Here is a 15,696-nt window from a genome sequence, read left to right as displayed (position 1 = left end):
TATTACGGCTGGTCCAAGGAGTTTCTCGAGGCCGGCAAGCGTCGCCTAGCCGGCGACACGGCACGAGCTGCGACCTCCGGCGAGGTGAAGGACCTCCGCCGGGAGGCCGCCGCCTTGAAGGAGGCCGTCGCCGATCTGACCCTGGAGAACCGTCTGCTCAACAAAAGTATGAACGGAGATGGGGAGGACGACGCATGAGGTATCCCGCCTCAGAGAAGGCCGAGATCATCTCTTTGGTCGAGCAATCGCACCTTCCGGCCAAGCGCACACTGGACAAGCTCGGATCCCGCGCGCCACATTCTATCGCCGGTATGATCGCTACCGCTTGGGAGGCGTTGAAGCGCTGGCCGATCATCGGTCTCGCACGATTGCCTCCGCGGCGGGTAGGAGGCCATTGCTCGCTGTTAGCTCTGAGCCCGCAATCATCGAGATTTGCGCCCCAGCCTTTCAGGCGACGCCTCGTGTCGCAGTCAACTACCACCTTAGGCAGTTGAACGAAATGACAAACATTAGGACAAATTGATGCCACGGAATGCGTTTCACCGAAAACCTTCACATCCGTCGTTTGCAATGGCCGAACAGACCACGCTTGCCGGCCTCTACGCACCGTTGACGGCGCGGCTCGCATCGGCGTCGCGCACAGGACCCTTCAGGCTCGCTCGGCTGCGACAAAGGCGCTAAAACCAGCATGGGAGACCGGCTCGGCGGCCGCGGTCCACGCCGCGATGATGGCCTTCATGGGAAAATACCTGAAAGACCTGCTCTCCCGCGCGCCGTATGCGCCGACGCAGCAGGCCGAATTCCGCGCCTGGTCGAAGCAGTTCGCACACTGGCTCTTCGGCATCGACCACATCACCGTTCGGCATGAAATCTCCTATGACGGCGCCGACATCCGAAAGCTCTCGCCCGGCACGCGCGGCATCGTGCGTGTTCCTCTATTTCGCTCTCGATGATTCAGACGATCGCCCTCTGATCATCGACCAACCCGACGAGAACCTCGATCCGAAGTCAGTCTATGACGAACTGGGGGCTCTGTTCATCGCGGCCAAGGCGAAGCGCCAGGTCATCATGGTCATGCATAATGCCGACCTCGTCATCAACACCGACGCGGATCAGATCATTGTAGCTGAAGCAGGCCCACATCCGTCCGGCGGTCTTCCGCCGATCAGCTATGTAGCGGGCGGACTGGAAAATCAGGCAATTCGAAAGGCCGTCTGCGACATTCTCGAAGGTGGCGAGGCTGCCTTTTGCGAACGAGCGCGACGCCTTCGCGTCCGTCTCGATCGATGAGGTTGACGATGCCGGATACTCAAGTGATCGCCAATCGGTCTAGGGTTTTTTCCTTACTGGCCCAGCATGGGTGGTAACCGAGCTAGAGCCCGGAGAGGAATGGACATCTCGCAATTTCAATCCGACCAAGATATGACGGGCCTTGATTTGATTGTGAGTTCCACGCTCGCTTTTGATGCGACTCACGACGGTGAGTGGTAGCCTCGATGTTTTCGACGACTTGCGCGTTTCATGCCGTTGTTGTCCGGGACGCATAGCAGATGTATGTCCTTGCTCTAGTCACCCAAAAAGGCGGAAGCGGCAAGAGCACGCTGGCGGTCGGAATTGCAGTCGCAGCGTTGGGGAACGGGGATCGCGTCGCAATTGTCGAGGCGGATCCACAAGGCACGATTTCAAAATGGAAAGAGCGGCGCGGCCATCCTGATCCTCGGGTCGTTCGGGTCGCCGATTCGGCCGAAATAGAAGGGGCGCTCGTCAGCCTTGAAGCCGAGGGGATCTGGCTTACGGTTATCGATACCGCCGCCACGAACAATGCACTGGCCATGCGCGCCATCGCGAGGGCCGATCTTTGCCTGATCCCGGTGCGTCCGAGTCCGGCCGACCTCGAAGCTGCGATACCGACGCTGATTGCTATTCGTAGGTTCAACCGCCGATTTGCTTGCGCGTTCCAGACGATGGTGATCACCAATTCCAGGCCATCGTGATCACTCATTCCAGGGCATCGTGATCACCGTTTCCAGGGGATCGTGATCACCAATTCCACGGGATCGTGATCGCTATCTCCAGCGGATCGTGATCGGGGACAGCGAGCCGGACACCACTGACAGTCTGCAACCCAGGTAGCTTGGTCTTTTGCCCGATAGCAGAGGATCGAGATGCCGACAGAGAGACTGTCCATGCGCCAAATTCGCGAAGTTTTACGCCTGCACTACAGCGTCGGCATGTCGCAGCGCGTTGTTGCCCGCAGCCTCGGCCTGGCCCAGGGCACGGTCAACAAGTACCTCAACCTGGCACGCCGGGCCGGCCTGACGTGGCCGTTGCCGCCGGAGCTCGATGACGATGCCCGGCTCGAGACCCGCCTGTTTCCGCCACCGTCCGATCTACCCAGCGATGAGCGTCCGCAGCCGGATTGGGCGCTCGTTCATCGCGAGTTGCGGCGGAGGAACGTCACGTTGATGCTGTTGTGGGAGGAGTATTGCGACTCCAAGTCCGACAGTTTCAGCTATTCGTGGTTCTGCGAACGTTACAGGGAATGGGCTGGCCGCCTCAAGCCGACCTTGCGTCAAGTTCATGTCGCCGGCGAGAAGCTGTTCGTTGACTATTCCGGCCACACGCTCGAGGTGGTCGATGGGCTCACCGGCGAGATGCGCACGGCGCAGATCTTCGTCGCCGTGCTCGGTGCTTCCAACTACACATACGCCGAAGCCAGCCTCAGCCAGAGCCTGCCGGACTGGATCGGCTCCCATACCCGGGCCTTTGGCTTTTTCGGCGGTGTGGCCCGGCAGACGGTGAGCGACAATCTCAAGGCCGGCATCACCCGGGCCTGCTTTCACGAGCCGATGGTCAACCGGACCTATGCCGATCTTGCCTGCCATTACCTCACTGCCATCGTTCCGGCACGGCCGTATCGGCCACGCGACAAGGCCAAGGTCGAAGTCGGCGTCCAAATCGTCGGGCGATGGATTCTGGCGCGCCTGCGCAACCGCCGTTTCTTCTCACTCGCCGCTCTCAACGAGGCGATTCACGCACTGCTCATCGACCTCAACAACCGACCGCTACGGAGTTGGGGACGAAGCCGGCGCGAGCTGTTCGAGGAGCTCGACCGACCAGCGCTGACCCCGTTGCCCGACGAACCCTACGAGTACGCTGAGTGGAAGCGCTGTCGGGTGAACCTCGATTATCATGTCGAGATTGCCAAGCATTACTACAGCGTGCCTCACAACCTGGTGCATGAGGAGGTCGAGGCACGGATCACCCTAAAAACCGTCGAGATTTTCCTGCGCGGCAAGCGCGTCGCCTCCCATTTGCGCAGCTCTCTGCCGCATCGACCAACGACGATTGCCGAGCATATGCCAAGCTCACATCGCCGCTACCGCGACTGGACCCATGAGCGCATCCGCTCCGAAGCCGCCAAGGTCGGACCCGACGCCGAGACCCTGATCGAGGTCATCCTCCGGTCGCGGCCGCATCCGGAACAAGGCTTCCGCTCGGCCATCGGCATTCTCGGACTGGTCAAGCGCTATGGTCAGGAACGCGTCGACGCCGCCTGCGCCCGTGCGCTGCTGCTCAATGCCCGTTCCTATAAGTCGGTCGCTGCCATCCTCAAGAACGCCACCGACAAAAACGCTTCTCCCGCCCAGGAGGCGCCCGTCCTTTTCCACGCGAACATCCGCGGCCGCAGCTACTACAACTAATCAGGAGATCATTGTGCTCATTCATCCGACCGTCGAACGCCTGCGCGCGCTCGGCCTCACTGCCATGGCCGATACCCTCATCGAACTGCAGAACAATCCCGAGGCCGCCGACATGCCACACCCCGATTGGCTCGGTCTCCTCGTCGATCGCGAGGTCACCGCTCGCGACAACCGACGTCTCGTGCGGCGCTTGCGCAGTGCCAAGCTCCGCCAGGCTGCCGCCATCGAGAATGTCGACTATCGCACCGCTCGTGGTCTCGACCGTTCGCTCTTTCAGAGCCTCGCCACCTGTCAATGGATCCGCGAGCACAACCATCTCGTCATCGTCGGTCCGACCGGCACCGGCAAGTCTTGGCTGGCTTGCGCGCTCGGCAACAGAGCCTGCCGCGACGGCTTCTCGGTCCTCTACAAGCGCGTGCCCCGCTTGTTCGCCGATCTCGCCCAGGCACGTGGCGAAGGCCGTCTCGCCCGCCTGATCGCGGCGCTGGAGCGCGTCAACCTGCTCATCCTAGACGACTGGGGACCCGAAGCGCTCTCCGCCGACCAGCGCCGTGATCTACTCGAGATCGTCGATGATCGCTACGACAAGGGATCATTGTTGATCACAAGTCAGGTCCCCGTGTCGCAATGGCATGACGTGATTGCCGATCCCACCCTCGGCGACGCCATATTGGACCGCATCATTCACAACGCCCACCGCATCGAGCTTAAGGGCGACAGCCTGCGTCGTCGGGCCGACGATAGGACAGCAGCGTGACCACCGCGCGCCCGATCGCCCCACCGGCCCACAGGTCCCTCCCGCGCGCGCCGCTGCGCCGCTCGTGGGGGCACTCCGCGCCGCGCGCGGGGCCCTCCCATGGACCGCTGGACCGATCTCCGAACCCTCCCGCCCGTCTTGACCAGGAAGACCATTTCCAGCAGACATAAACACGTCAGTCGTGTTCGCCTCTGCAAGTGATCACCATCGTCTGGAATGAGTGATCGCGATCGCCTGGAACGACTGATCACCATCCGTGGAATACGCAATTTGCTTTCGTCCTCGCTCAGACGCCACCGCGGGGCTGCCGCGTGAGTGAAGCAGCAATGTCGCTCAATTCGCTCGGGGTGCTCGCGCTTCCCTACGTCGGAGAGCGCAATGACCATCAGGACGCGCTTGGCGCAGGATTAGGCGTGACCGAGTTTGCACAAGAGGGAAGAGCCTCGGAGGAAGTTCGTGAGCTGTGGCGCTGGATCTTGAAGAAGCTTGTCGAGGGGTCGTCAGATCATGAGTCACACGCAAGCGAAAAAGCGGCGTACTAGGCAGACGCGCTGCGCGCGACGCTCGCTCGTGGAGCTTACCGCGGCGGCGAGCCGAGCCGTTAACGACGGCCTGTTTGTGTTGTCCCGCGGGATTGCTGCTTCCAATCCGCGATCGGAGCACATAGGCGCGAACACGTCTGATCAAACAATCCTAGCAAGGCAAGCGACGGCTCCGATTCCCGTTGCGGAGCTTGAATCTCGGAATGCGGCGGCGCCGCATAAGGACGAAATCATAGAGACCGACACTACCACCGAGATGATGGTAAAGGTTGACCAGGACTATCAACACAGAGCTTCTGAAAACCTCAAAGCCAGCCTGAATGCTGCGTTGGACGATGCAAAGGGCCTCGCAGAGACACGGGTGGGAGGCGAAGCGGCGTCGAAACACACCGGCGGTTCCAGACCTGAAAGCGTTTTTTTTTGACCATTCTCAAAGAAGCCGCAACGGGGTTTAGCGCGGCCGAATTGATTATGCAGAGGGGACCAGCCGACAGCGCAGGGCAACCGCAACCGCGATACATGCGGCGACTCACTGACGAGGCGATCAGATTGCTCGACGATCTTCGGACCGGCAAGCTGGAGAATCAGGCGAACTTCATCCTGAGCGAATGCTTCAGGGAAGCCGCCAGCGCGTTCTCTATGATCAATCAGCAGCTCAAGCGCGACGGCTATCCCGCGAGCATTGATCCATCAATCTTCATCTGGCTTGCCAATATCACCGAACCGGAGACGCGTGACACGGGGACCATGCGACTTGAGATCGTACCCAACCACCGAGGTCGTCCGAGCACGTACACGCGCCAGGTCGCTCAATTCATCTGGCACCTTGTCGAGGGACAGGGCTGTCGGCGACAAGCCGCATATCGGGGGGCGCTCACGAAGTTCACCGTAACCGCGACTTTCGTCGAGAACGCCTATGCCTTTTGGGAGCCGATCTTCAAACGGGCAGGACCGCACGTGAGGATGCTGACCCGCATTTCAGATCCAGAAATGTAAAGCTAAGCAGCGCGAGCATTTGGCGTCCGAACTGACTGAGGCCCAAGCACTTCACGTCCTGAGCGATGTGGCGCTCGGTGCATTCTATCGCCGACTGTCCCCACGTGTGGGTAAGTCAAAGGCGGGGACAGCGACCGCCGCAAGATCGCAGTTTTAGCACCCTCCGGCAGGGCATGCCCTACAAAGACCCGGCGCGGATCACTATGCGGGGCCGTGTCCTCGCCAACCTTCAGCGCCGAGCCAAAACTCAGGGTTTCGTGTTACAGGCAATTCGAGGCCACCCCGATCCGGCTGTTTCTTAAAAGTCGATCGCAATCTTTGCCGGAACTCGGACATGAGCTTCCGCTTCATCGAGGACCGTCGCGACAGCTATCCGGTGCGGCTGATGATGCCGTGATCGAGGTCTCGTCCGCCGGCGATTACACTCGGCGCGAGCGCCCGCTGAGCGGCTCGAATTGGGCGATGACGACTGGCAAACCGGCAATGCCGAGCCGTTGGTTGCCGCGATCTGCTGGATTTGCTCGGGCGAATGGCGCCGGGAATTGTGTTCGCAGGGCCGGAAAACGGCCAACCGGCCATGTTTCCACGGACTTGACCGTTTGGGTTACCGCTTGAAGGCGAGTTTCGAGCACCAACGACAGGCTCTCGCGCCCGGTTCTCCTCGCGCGCGATGGTACGTATCAGCATCGTCGATCTGTTCGTCTTCCCTATCGATGATCGGCGGACCCGCGCCTCCAGCTCGTCGTTCTACCTCATTTTGGCAATTTCTTTCGGGTCGGCTCGAATGCTTCCTGGTCTTTCGGGTCCTCAAACCATGAGCCGGGTGGTGACGTGTCGATAAACTTGGCGACGACGGATTGTGGCTCCCAATCTTGTCCTTCGCCTTTCTCAAAAATGATGACTCCGTCGCCAAGCCCGGGAACATTACAGCCGACCGAAAGCTCGACGCGCCACACGCCGCCCTCGGCGGTTTGTTGCTCGTCTATTTTCGGCGAGTAGTGCACTCCAACCGGCTCGCCGATAGTGCAGCGGCCGTGCCGCAGAAGATCGCCCAGCTTGCCTTGTGCGGTCGTCACGAAGTTGAAGTTAGCGGGATCATGCAGAAAGCGGCGGTTCGCGCCTCTTTCGTCGTTAGTTACCTCGTCAGCAACAAGAGAGAGCGCGAACGCCTGCCAGCCTAGTTCCATCGGTTTCGCATACGGAGCCACAAGTTTCATTGTGCCATCGGGGGCCACCTCCCAAGTGACCGTATATTCGTCCGTAGGTTTATCAGACCGGTGTTTGACCCATGAAAAGATGACCGGTTCGCCAGTGTCGGTCTTTCGGCCAACCTCCCATCCCCTGGGAACGAAGTGGGCTACCGTCGAGACCTTGGCAAAGATTTCCTCCGCCGTCTCACCATCCTGCGCTCGCCAAGTTGATCTAACCTTGTCGATTGAAGGATTGTCATCTGCGCGGGCGCCGTCGCCCTTACCGGCCAGCCCGCCGGTCAAGACCAGCCATAGACTAAGGCCGACACAGCCCCCGAGCCCGAGACCGAACCAAAGCACACGTCTATCAGTCATTCTCTTACCCCACGCAGCCGGCCCTTATATGCGCGTCGCATCGTATCTCCGAAGAGACCCAAGACGCACCTATCAGGGTTGGTTGGTCCCACGGCTTTCGCACCTGCCTCGGCATTCTGTCGCTGACCAAAAGCTATAGCGCCGAGCGCCTCGACGCGGCCTGCCGACGCGGCATTCTGATCAAGGCGCGATCCGTCGCCTCGATCCGCTCCATCTTCCAGAACGGCCTGGATCGCACCTTTCTCGACGAACCCTCCGAACACCAACTCCTGCGCCACGGCAACATCCGCGGCCGGGATTATTTCCACTGAAGCCAAGGAGACCTGTATGCTCAACCATCCCACCCACGAACGCCTGATCGAGCATGGCCAAGGCCTTTCGAGGAGCAGCGACGATCACCTGATCTCGAAGCCTTGCCGTTCGAAGATCGCATCGGCCTGCTGGTCGACCGGGAAGCTGCGGAACGCGACACCAGGCGGCTCACCACGCGCCTCAAGCTGCCGCTCCGCCAGAATGCCTGCGTGGAGGACGTCGATTTGCGTACGCCGCGGGGTATCGACCGGGCCGTCTTCTCGTCAGCGGCGACTGGATCGATCGCCACGAGAATTTGCTCATAACCGGAGCGACCGGATTGGGCAAAAGTTGGTTAGCCTGTGCCCTCGGCCACAAGGCCTGCCGCGACAATCGCTCCGTTCTCTATCATCGCGTCCCAAGATGGTTCGAAGCGTTTGCGCTCGCGCGGGTTGATGGACGGTAAGCGCGATTTTCTCCGCACGTTGACGCCGGCGGTTTTGATGGATTGCCCTAGTATCGGGCGATGCCGGGCCGTTCAGGCAGTGGCGGCTTTGTGGAAGTTGAAGGGCAGCAGGTCGGTAATATCGGCGTCGCCGGCGCGCCGAGGCAATTCGGTGAGGACGTGGCGCAACCACGCTAACGGCTCGACACGAGAGGCGCGGCAGGTCAGCGTCAGGCTGTAGACGACGGCACTGGCCTTGGCTCCGTCCACGGTATCGCTGAACAACCAACTCTTCCTGCCAGTTGCAAAAACCCTGATGTCGCGCTCCAGAAGATTGTTGTCGATCGGCATGCTGCCGTCCCCGGTGTAGCGCGTCAGATATTCCCATTGGTTTCGGGTGTAGGATACGGCGTCGCCGAGCTTGCTGTCAGGCAAGACCTTCGGGGCCATGTCATCGAGCCATACGTTGAGAGCATTGAGGATGGGGTGCTGGCGGAAGCGGCGAATGCAGTCGGCCTGTGTTTCTCCCTTCTCCGGTATTCCGTCCCGCGCCTGCCTTTCAATCCGGTAGAGCTGGTCAAAGAACCGCAGCGCCTGCTTGGGCGGACCCCGCCCTTCTTCCTGAGGGCATCGACAAAGCGCCGCCGGGAGTGGGCCATGCAGCCGATGTGGGTGGCCCGTTCCAGCGTGGCCATGCGGTATAGCCGTCACTCATCACGATGCCGCGCTAATCGCCGAGGAAAGGCCTGCGGGTTGGATTTGGCCGCGGCCCGGCGAAGAACGATGGGCTCGTGACTGCCCTTGCCGCTGCGATAAGCCCACGTATACGATGTGCTGGTGGCCTTTTTGTCCTTCTCCTTGAGGACCTGAACCGTCGTCTCGTCGCCATGGATGAGAGGCTGCGATCTGAGCCGCAGCTTCAGGGCGTCATAGATGCGGGAGAGATGTTTCTCGCTCGAGCCGATCACCCAGTGGCCCAAAGCGCCGCGACTGACCGGAACGCCTGCGCGCTCGAAGGCCTGCGCCAGGCGGTAGAGTGGCGTGCCATCGACATATTTATGAACCAGCGCGAACGCCAGCGTCGAGGCCGTGGCAACGCTGCCCGGCAGCGACTGCGTCGGCATCGGCGCGGTCACGACAGGGGCGTTGATCCCGGTGCGATCGCTATGGCGGCACGCATATTTGAAGCGTACGTTCTGTAAAACCTTCGCCTTCAGCTCGATATGAAGTTGCTCGGTGACAGCCTCGCCCATGCGATGCATCTGGCCACGGCAGCACGGACACGCCTTCTGATCGTCGGGCAGGTCATACTCGACGCGCTCGCGCGGCAGATTTGCCGGCAGCGGTCTGCGGCCGCGCTTTTTTCCTGTCGTGCTTTCGACGGGTGGCAAGCCCGTGTCCGGAAGTTCGGCGATATTGTTCGTTTCACTGCCGGCGTCATCCTCATCGGCGGCCTGCTCGGCTTCATTGAAGAGACGATCGACGTGCTTTTCGCTGCGTGGCGCAAAACGATGCAGGCGTGCCAGCGCCAGTTCTTCCTCGAGTTTGTCGACGCGGTCGGCGAGTTGATGGTTCTCCGCCTGCAGCAGCAATGCGCGCCAACAGCACTTCAACACTCGGATCGCCGGTTCGATTCATCGGATTCTTGAATCTGAACCGTACCGACGCGTCAACCGCTCAACTCGAGAACTCAGCCGGCAACCTGATACTGCCGCACCGGATGGCGGACCATCGCATCGATATCGGTGCCGTCAAGGATCCAGTGCAATTGCTCGGTCGTCAGCGTGACGACCGTCTCCTGGAGGCGCGGCCATCGGAACTTGTCCTCGGTCAGCCGCTTCAGGACCAGCACAAAGCCGGACCGGTCGAAGAACAGCAGCTTCATCCGGTCGCAACGGCGATTGCAGGACGCAAAAACCGCCGGAGCAAATGGATCGAGCGCCATCGTATCCTGGACCAGGACCGGAAGGCTGTTGATGCCAGCCCGGAAGTCGATCGGCTCACGGTGCAGATAGACCTGCAGGTCACCGCCCAGTCTGAACACGGCTCAGTGCTCCGATGATCGCCGTCAATGCATCCACATCGCCGCATTCCAGCGCGAGCTTCACGCCGTTCGGCAGGGACGCGCTCACTTTGGCTGGAGAGCAAAAAGCTGGAGTCCTTTTGGATTCCGACCCACGCACTTCATCGCAAGCCGCCGGAAAATCCACCGTCGCCACGCTGTCTTGCCGCGACAGGGCTCGATCGGCGGCCCCTCAGCTGAACCGGGATGAACGCCGATGGTAAGGACGGCGGCAGCGACCTGGTCGCGGTGTGCTTCTTGATCCACTTCCGAAGGAGATTCGCGTTGACCCCATATTCGAGTGCAAGCCTCGATACCGAAACCCCAGGCTCAAGACAGGCCGTGACAAGACGCTCTTTCGATGCCGCCTCGTAGCGCCGGCGACCGTTCCGGCCAACAAGCCTGAACCGCAGTTTCCGAATCATCCGCTGCCATCACAAGGTGTCCACCTATTTTGGTGGACACCTCTTGCATCAGGGCACTCAAAAGCAAAAGGTGCGGAGAAATTCGCGCTTACGATGGACGTTATGCCCGCTTGCTCAAAACCATTGGCCGCGCCCAGCTTCTGATTTTGGACGATTGGGGATTGTCGGTGCTCACCGCCGCCGAGTGACGCGATCTACTGGAAGTCCTCGAGGACCGCCATGGCCGCGCCTCCACCATCGTAACCAGCCACTCCCTGTGGACACATGGCACGAAGTTATCGCAGGCCCAACCTACGCCGACGCCGTCCTAGACCGTCTCGTCCATAACGCTCACCGCCTCCAGCTTGCCGGCGAAAGCATGCGAAAACGCTACGCCAAAACCATCACCTTTGACGAGCAGCCAGAACGCTGACTCTATCACCGCCTCGGCCGGAGCCGGCTGCTCACGATCGTCTCAATTCGGCGCTCATGATCGCGCGAAATTGCTACTCACCATCAGTCAAATATGCCGGTAAACCAAGGGGGCTCTCTTCTCTCGATCCAGACGCTAAACCCGTTAACAGGGAATTTCACCGGACCGTATGTCAACAACGCGACGGAATTTTCGTGCCGGCGACAGCCTTACCTTGTCATAGCGTTGTACGCATTCTCGGCCTCAGCGAACCTTTGGATCGGAGAGCCGATCTTGATCGAGCCGCGGCTCTAGTCAAGCGGATACCAGGGGCGACGTAGCCCAACCTTCCGCGAAAGCCAGACCAGCCCGGCTCTGTCACGAACGAATAGCCTCCCTGCTCGCACTCCATGTTTCCATGTCTTCGACAGCGCGATGGGATTGCAGAGGCATCAGCCTCCGGTCGCCAGGTCAACCCGAGAACGAAATGCTTCCGTCGAACGACGTGACGGGTCAATACACGGCAGCTCTCGCCACAAGGCTCACCCGTTCAACTTGACCAGCCGATGGTTCGAGGTACTGCACAATCGATGGCGCGTCTGGCAACGTGCTTCCCTCCCGGATAAGCTTTTCAGTCTCGTCCACCCCAACCCGCACCAGTTCGGCAAGGCCCCGAGCATCATTTCCGAGCGCTATGCGGATAGACAGTGCTGCGTGTACATGCCTTCATCGATGGAAACGACGGGGAGTGCAACCCTACGAAGCTCGTGCCCAAAGCCAGCTTGCCATTGCGCCCGTCTCAAAGCCGATACGCTCCGCCAATGGCGCATGCTTGCGAAGCAGCTTGCACAGATCGCCGGGATCAGACTTGGCCTTCCCTTCAAAAATCGCTTGACCGGTCTCGAACGAAAGTACTTTGTCTCCGAGGCGCGTCCGTCTATCGGCTGCTGAAGGCGCATGACCTCATCACCAGCCCGGCCTATGTGGTGAGAGGGGTCCGCCGATCGGGCCCTGTCGCGGCAGAGCAACGTGGCGACGGTGGATTTGCCAGCGACTTGCGATGAAGTGCGTGGTTCGGAACCCAAAGGGACTTCAGCTTTTTGTTCTCCGGCCAAAGTGAGCGTGTCGCTGCCGAACGGCGTGAAGCTCGCGCTGGAATGCGGCGATGTGGATGCATTGACGGCGATCATTGGAGCGCTGGGCCATGTTCAGACTGGGCGGTGACCTGCAGGTCTATCTGCACCGTGAGCCGATCGACTTCCGGGCTGGCATCAACAGCCTTGCGGTTCTGGTCCAGGAGACGATGGCGCTCGATCCGTTTGCTCCGGCGGTTTTTGCGTTCTGCAATCGCCGTTGCGACCGGATGAAGCTGAGGAATGTCCCCAATAGTGAGTCTGACGAATCATTTCCGGAGGTGATCGAAGTTCGGGACCCCCACCATCCTTTGTACGGTCGCTCATTTCGAGTGATCAGGAAGATCGGCCAGCGAGGCCGAGGCATTCCCGCTTCGTATGAAGTCGAGTTTCGCACGGGAAGCAGTCTCCTGATTCAGGCAACCGCAATCGAATATTATGGACAAGGAGCAAATCAGATTAAGCTGAGTATGGAGGCTCTACTCGAGCGTCTATCGACAGCGGATTGTCCCGACGCACATGAGCATGGATCCAGCCGATCTTTGGTCGACGCTGACGCCCGCGCTCCGACGCCAGATCGTCGAAGACGTCGCCGCGATTTTGGCGGAGATCCCTCATGAAGTCCGAGTTGGTCACTTCAAGCCACTTAGCGCGCAAAGCCGTAGTCTACATTCGGCAGTCGACGCCCCACCAGGTCGTAAGCAATCAGGAGAGCCTGCGCCTTCAATACGCGCTTCGCAAGCGCGCCCGCGAACTCGGATGGCGTGAGGCTGCCATCGACGTGATTGACGCCGATCTCGGGTTGAGCGGCGCGTCTACAGCGCATCGTAACGGCTTCAAAGAACTCGTTGGCCGTGTTGGCCTGAGTGAAGTGGGGCTCATCCTGTCGATCGACGTGACTCGCTTGGCGCGTAATTGTACCGACTGGTATCCGCTCCTGGATATCTGTGGTCTGCGTGGCTGTCTGATCGCCGACCGCGACGGTGTCTATGATCCGGGCACTCCCAACGGACGGTTGCTTCTCGGGCTGAAAGGTTCGATCTCCGAGCTTGAGCTACATACGATCCGCAGCCGGCTGACCGCCGGCCTGCTGGCTAAAGCCGAACGCGGCGAACTTGCGGTTATGCTGCCAATCGGGCTGATGCGGGACCCGAGCGGCGTGGTCGTTAAGGATCCCGACATAGCCGTGCAAGGGCGGCTCGGTCTCGTCTTCCAGCTGTTCCTGCAATTGCGCAGCGTTGCCAAGGTCATGCGGGCGTTGAACGAGCGGGACCTCGAACTGCCACGTCGTGATCGGCATGGCGATTTGTGTTGGACCCGCGCGGCGCTGGCTGCGGTGGCGGCCGTCTTGAAGAACCCCGCTTATGCGGGCGCCTTCGTCTATGGACGGACCCGCTTCCAGCCGCCGAAGCGGGAGGGCGCCCTGCCGCAAAAGGCTCCGCGGCCGATTGAGGAGTGGCGGATCGTCGTCAAAGATCGATATCCCGCCTAGATCGACTGGCCAATTTATGAAAAAATCCGAGCCGTCATCAGAGATAACCGAGCTGAATACATGCGCATCAAAACCCGAGGCGCGCCTCGCGATGGCGAGCTTCTGCTCCACGGCATCGCCTGGTGCGCACGATGTGGCCATAAGATGTACATCCGCTACAAGGGGGGCGGCGAATATGTATGCAATCACCTGCGTACCCAGGAAGGCCAGCCGACCTGCCAACACATCCGGGCCGACCGTATCGATGCGGCCGTTGCCGATGCATTCCTAACCGCACTGGCGCCGGCCGAACTCGATGCCTTGTCGCACTCCTGCCGGGTCCAGCAGCAGACGAACAATGCGTTACGTTCCAGCGCAGAACGAGAGCTCGAGCGCAAGCGGTACACGGCGGCGCTCGCCGAACGGCAGTTCAATCGAGCTGATCCAGACAATCGCCTGGTCGCCTCGGAACTCGAGCGTCGATGTGAAGCGGCGCTAACCGACGTGCGCGCCGCCGAAGAGGCGCTTGCCCGACAAACGCCCTCCAAAGCCATCACACAAGTGGCCATGAGCAAGGAGCTCGACAACAAGGCCATCAGCCTCACCGGCCGCTTGCCGCAGATATGGGCTGACGAGACTATCTCGGATGCGCATCGCAAGGCGTTGTTGCGATGCCTCATCGAAAAGGTCGTGCTCGACCGCGGTGAGCACGACTGGGCCTAGCCAGGATCGTCTGGCGAGGAGGCGCCGTGACAGAGCTCGAGGTGAAGATGAGCGTCAACTCCGTCACCAGATTGACGCGAGGTACTGAGATGCGGGAGCGCCTGCTGGCGCTTGCCCGCGACGGTGTCCCAGACGACGAGATCGCCGCAATCCTTACCCACGAAGGCCACCGCTCTCCCCATTGCACCGATAAGGTGCTGGCCATCACCGTTGGGCGGATCCGTCGTGCCGCTGCCATCAAGGTGGCTACCCAGCGCAACCGATGGGAGCATGACGAAGCACTCCTCAGCCCACCCGAATTGGCCCGCACGCTCAAGATCCCGGTGAACTGGCTCTATGTGCAGATCCGAAGTAAGCGTTTGCTGATTGATCGCCAGCCAAGCGGCGCCTATCTCTTCCCGAATACACCATCCATTCTTGACGCTGTCCGGGACCCTCGAAACCACGTCATTGCGCAACTTGATCTAAGAATCTGTCAGCCTAACAAAGAGGGGCATCAACATGGTGGAAGTTCTTGTAAAGGAGCTATCAATTAACGTGCTGTCATTCTCCCAAGCAGACGAGATGCCCGTTGTCGGACGCAAGTACCACATTGCCTGCTACGGCGAACTGACGGTGACGGATGGACTCGGAACGATACGCGAGCCGAAGTAAGGCTCGCCTGAATGATCGTCTCTTCAATGAAGCCGAGCAGGTCGCGGACGACGACGCCGGCAGCGAAAAGAACGATGCCGCCGAACTTCTGCGCTTCATGCTCTGGTCCTTGTCGTGGGCCAGAGCGAACTTCAAACTGGATTAAGCCCGCGGGCTGGCGGAAGCTGGCCTGCGCCGCCGACAGACGCATCACACCGTCTTCGATCTTCGGCCAGCGGAAGATGCCGTCTTCCAGACGCTTCGCAAACAGACACAGGCCCGTTCCATCCCAGAATATCAGCTTGATCCGGTCCGCCCGCTTGGCCCGGAACACGTAGACTGCGCCCGAGAACGGATCGGCCAGCTTGCTCCCGCCGCACCAGTGTGGCCAATCCTTCGGCGCCCTTGCGGTTATGTGGTGCACCACATAACCGCAATTATGCGGAGCCCACGATTATGCGGAGTGTGCGGCCGTTCAATCCGAGACCCACTTCGTTATCAACAGTTTAGTTCCTGCTGCCCTCTTTCTCACTCCGCATAATCTGAGGCCTCCCTTCC

13 protein-coding genes and 9 pseudogenes are annotated in these 15,696 nt (G+C 60.4%); 16 read left to right on the top strand and 6 right to left on the bottom strand.

Annotated features, from left to right (window positions below; translation table 11 throughout):
- The 8 genes and pseudogenes from CV770_RS37620 to CV770_RS43650 all read left to right on the top strand — a co-directional run.
- A pseudogene (locus CV770_RS37620) lies at positions 1 to 364 on the top strand (helix-turn-helix domain-containing protein); the annotation flags it as partial.
- Between the two features lie 212 nt (positions 365 to 576).
- Positions 577 to 1,290 (top strand): annotated as a pseudogene (locus CV770_RS44130) (TrlF family AAA-like ATPase); the annotation flags it as partial.
- 260 nt (positions 1,291 to 1,550) lie between these two features.
- The gene (locus CV770_RS37610) at positions 1,551 to 1,994 is read left to right on the top strand and encodes a nucleotide-binding protein (RefSeq protein WP_245453969.1); all 444 of its coding nucleotides are present in this window, start codon (positions 1,551 to 1,553) and stop codon (positions 1,992 to 1,994) included.
- 171 nt (positions 1,995 to 2,165) lie between these two features.
- Complete coding sequence (gene istA / locus CV770_RS37605; RefSeq protein WP_201760206.1) at positions 2,166 to 3,704, top strand: IS21 family transposase; 1,539 nt, start codon at positions 2,166 to 2,168, stop codon at positions 3,702 to 3,704.
- A gap of 13 nt (positions 3,705 to 3,717) precedes the next feature.
- Positions 3,718 to 4,461, top strand: coding sequence for an IS21-like element helper ATPase IstB (gene istB / locus CV770_RS37600; protein WP_104465926.1), 744 nt, complete (start codon positions 3,718 to 3,720; stop codon positions 4,459 to 4,461).
- Positions 4,462 to 4,772: 311 nt separating this feature from the next.
- Positions 4,773 to 5,003 (top strand): hypothetical protein, encoded by a 231-nt coding sequence (locus CV770_RS37595; protein WP_245453968.1) that lies wholly within the window; start codon positions 4,773 to 4,775, stop codon positions 5,001 to 5,003.
- A gap of 28 nt (positions 5,004 to 5,031) precedes the next feature.
- Positions 5,032 to 5,427: a hypothetical protein gene (locus tag CV770_RS43655; protein ID WP_245453967.1), complete on the top strand. Its 396-nt coding sequence runs from the start codon at positions 5,032 to 5,034 to the stop codon at positions 5,425 to 5,427.
- A gap of 125 nt (positions 5,428 to 5,552) precedes the next feature.
- A complete protein-coding gene (locus CV770_RS43650; RefSeq protein WP_245453966.1) occupies positions 5,553 to 5,999 on the top strand; it encodes a hypothetical protein in 447 nt (148 codons plus the stop codon).
- Positions 6,000 to 6,751: 752 nt separating this feature from the next.
- Here the strand turns inward: CV770_RS43650 and CV770_RS37580 are convergent.
- A complete protein-coding gene (locus CV770_RS37580) occupies positions 6,752 to 7,492 on the bottom strand; it encodes a nodulate formation efficiency C protein (RefSeq protein ID WP_245453965.1) in 741 nt (246 codons plus the stop codon).
- 83 nt (positions 7,493 to 7,575) lie between these two features.
- Between CV770_RS37580 and CV770_RS37575 the strand changes: the two are divergent.
- Positions 7,576 to 7,875: pseudogene (locus CV770_RS37575) on the top strand (IS21 family transposase); the annotation flags it as partial.
- Positions 7,876 to 7,891: 16 nt separating this feature from the next.
- A pseudogene (locus tag CV770_RS37570) lies at positions 7,892 to 8,318 on the top strand (ATP-binding protein); the annotation flags it as partial.
- 75 nt (positions 8,319 to 8,393) lie between these two features.
- Here the strand turns inward: CV770_RS37570 and tnpC are convergent.
- The 3 genes and pseudogenes from tnpC to tnpA form a co-directional block, all read right to left on the bottom strand.
- Positions 8,394 to 9,938: pseudogene (gene tnpC, locus CV770_RS37565) on the bottom strand (IS66 family transposase).
- 52 nt (positions 9,939 to 9,990) lie between these two features.
- Positions 9,991 to 10,344, bottom strand: coding sequence for an IS66 family insertion sequence element accessory protein TnpB (gene tnpB, locus CV770_RS37560; protein WP_104465925.1), 354 nt, complete (start codon positions 10,342 to 10,344; stop codon positions 9,991 to 9,993).
- Positions 10,325 to 10,787, bottom strand: a pseudogene (gene tnpA, locus CV770_RS37555) (IS66-like element accessory protein TnpA). The gene tnpB (CV770_RS37560) and the pseudogene tnpA overlap by 20 nt, the downstream one beginning before the upstream one ends.
- A gap of 92 nt (positions 10,788 to 10,879) precedes the next feature.
- Here tnpA and CV770_RS37550 point away from each other — a divergent pair.
- Positions 10,880 to 11,199, top strand: a pseudogene (locus CV770_RS37550) (ATP-binding protein); the annotation flags it as partial.
- Between the two features lie 624 nt (positions 11,200 to 11,823).
- On the opposite strand, the pseudogene CV770_RS44355 reads toward CV770_RS37550, so the two are convergent.
- Positions 11,824 to 12,081, bottom strand: a pseudogene (locus CV770_RS44355) (IS110 family RNA-guided transposase); the annotation flags it as partial.
- A 198-nt stretch (positions 12,082 to 12,279) separates the two neighbouring features.
- Here CV770_RS44355 and CV770_RS41910 point away from each other — a divergent pair.
- From CV770_RS41910 to CV770_RS43635, 5 genes and pseudogenes are all read left to right on the top strand, one after another.
- Positions 12,280 to 12,402 (top strand): annotated as a pseudogene (locus tag CV770_RS41910) (IS66-like element accessory protein TnpA); the annotation flags it as partial.
- Positions 12,383 to 12,931, top strand: coding sequence for an IS66 family insertion sequence element accessory protein TnpB (gene tnpB, locus CV770_RS37535; RefSeq protein WP_104465924.1), 549 nt, complete (start codon positions 12,383 to 12,385; stop codon positions 12,929 to 12,931). The pseudogene CV770_RS41910 and the gene tnpB (CV770_RS37535), both read left to right, overlap by 20 nt.
- The gene (locus tag CV770_RS43645; RefSeq protein WP_245453964.1) at positions 12,928 to 13,803 is read left to right on the top strand and encodes a recombinase family protein; all 876 of its coding nucleotides are present in this window, start codon (positions 12,928 to 12,930) and stop codon (positions 13,801 to 13,803) included. Before tnpB (CV770_RS37535) ends, CV770_RS43645 begins: the two co-directional genes overlap by 4 nt.
- Positions 13,804 to 13,863: 60 nt before the next feature.
- Complete coding sequence (locus tag CV770_RS43640) at positions 13,864 to 14,505, top strand: recombinase zinc ribbon domain-containing protein (RefSeq protein ID WP_245453963.1); 642 nt, start codon at positions 13,864 to 13,866, stop codon at positions 14,503 to 14,505.
- A 26-nt stretch (positions 14,506 to 14,531) separates the two neighbouring features.
- Positions 14,532 to 15,041, top strand: coding sequence for a hypothetical protein (locus CV770_RS43635; protein WP_245453962.1), 510 nt, complete (start codon positions 14,532 to 14,534; stop codon positions 15,039 to 15,041).
- On the opposite strand, the gene tnpB (CV770_RS37525) is transcribed toward CV770_RS43635, so the two are convergent.
- Entirely contained in the window at positions 15,038 to 15,562 is a 525-nt protein-coding gene (gene tnpB, locus CV770_RS37525) for an IS66 family insertion sequence element accessory protein TnpB (protein WP_210203164.1), read from the bottom strand. The genes CV770_RS43635 and tnpB (CV770_RS37525) overlap by 4 nt on opposite strands.
- Between the last annotated feature and the right edge of the window lie 134 nt (positions 15,563 to 15,696).

It is taken from the genome of Bradyrhizobium sp. AC87j1 (assembly GCF_002936975.1).
GTDB lineage: Bacteria > Pseudomonadota > Alphaproteobacteria > Rhizobiales > Xanthobacteraceae > Bradyrhizobium > Bradyrhizobium shewense.
Note: the sequence above shows the minus strand (reverse complement) of the source record. Positions and strands in the feature narration are given on the sequence as shown.

Coding starts and splice junctions, on each gene's coding strand:
- istA (WP_201760206.1), top strand. CDS start 2,166: ATGCCGACAGAGAGACTGTCCATGCGCCAAATTCGCGAAGTTTTACGC.
- CV770_RS43640 (WP_245453963.1), top strand. CDS start 13,864: ATGCGCATCAAAACCCGAGGCGCGCCTCGCGATGGCGAGCTTCTGCTC.
- CV770_RS37610 (WP_245453969.1), top strand. CDS start 1,551: ATGTATGTCCTTGCTCTAGTCACCCAAAAAGGCGGAAGCGGCAAGAGC.
- tnpB (WP_104465924.1), top strand. CDS start 12,383: ATGTTCAGACTGGGCGGTGACCTGCAGGTCTATCTGCACCGTGAGCCG.
- CV770_RS43645 (WP_245453964.1), top strand. CDS start 12,928: ATGAAGTCCGAGTTGGTCACTTCAAGCCACTTAGCGCGCAAAGCCGTA.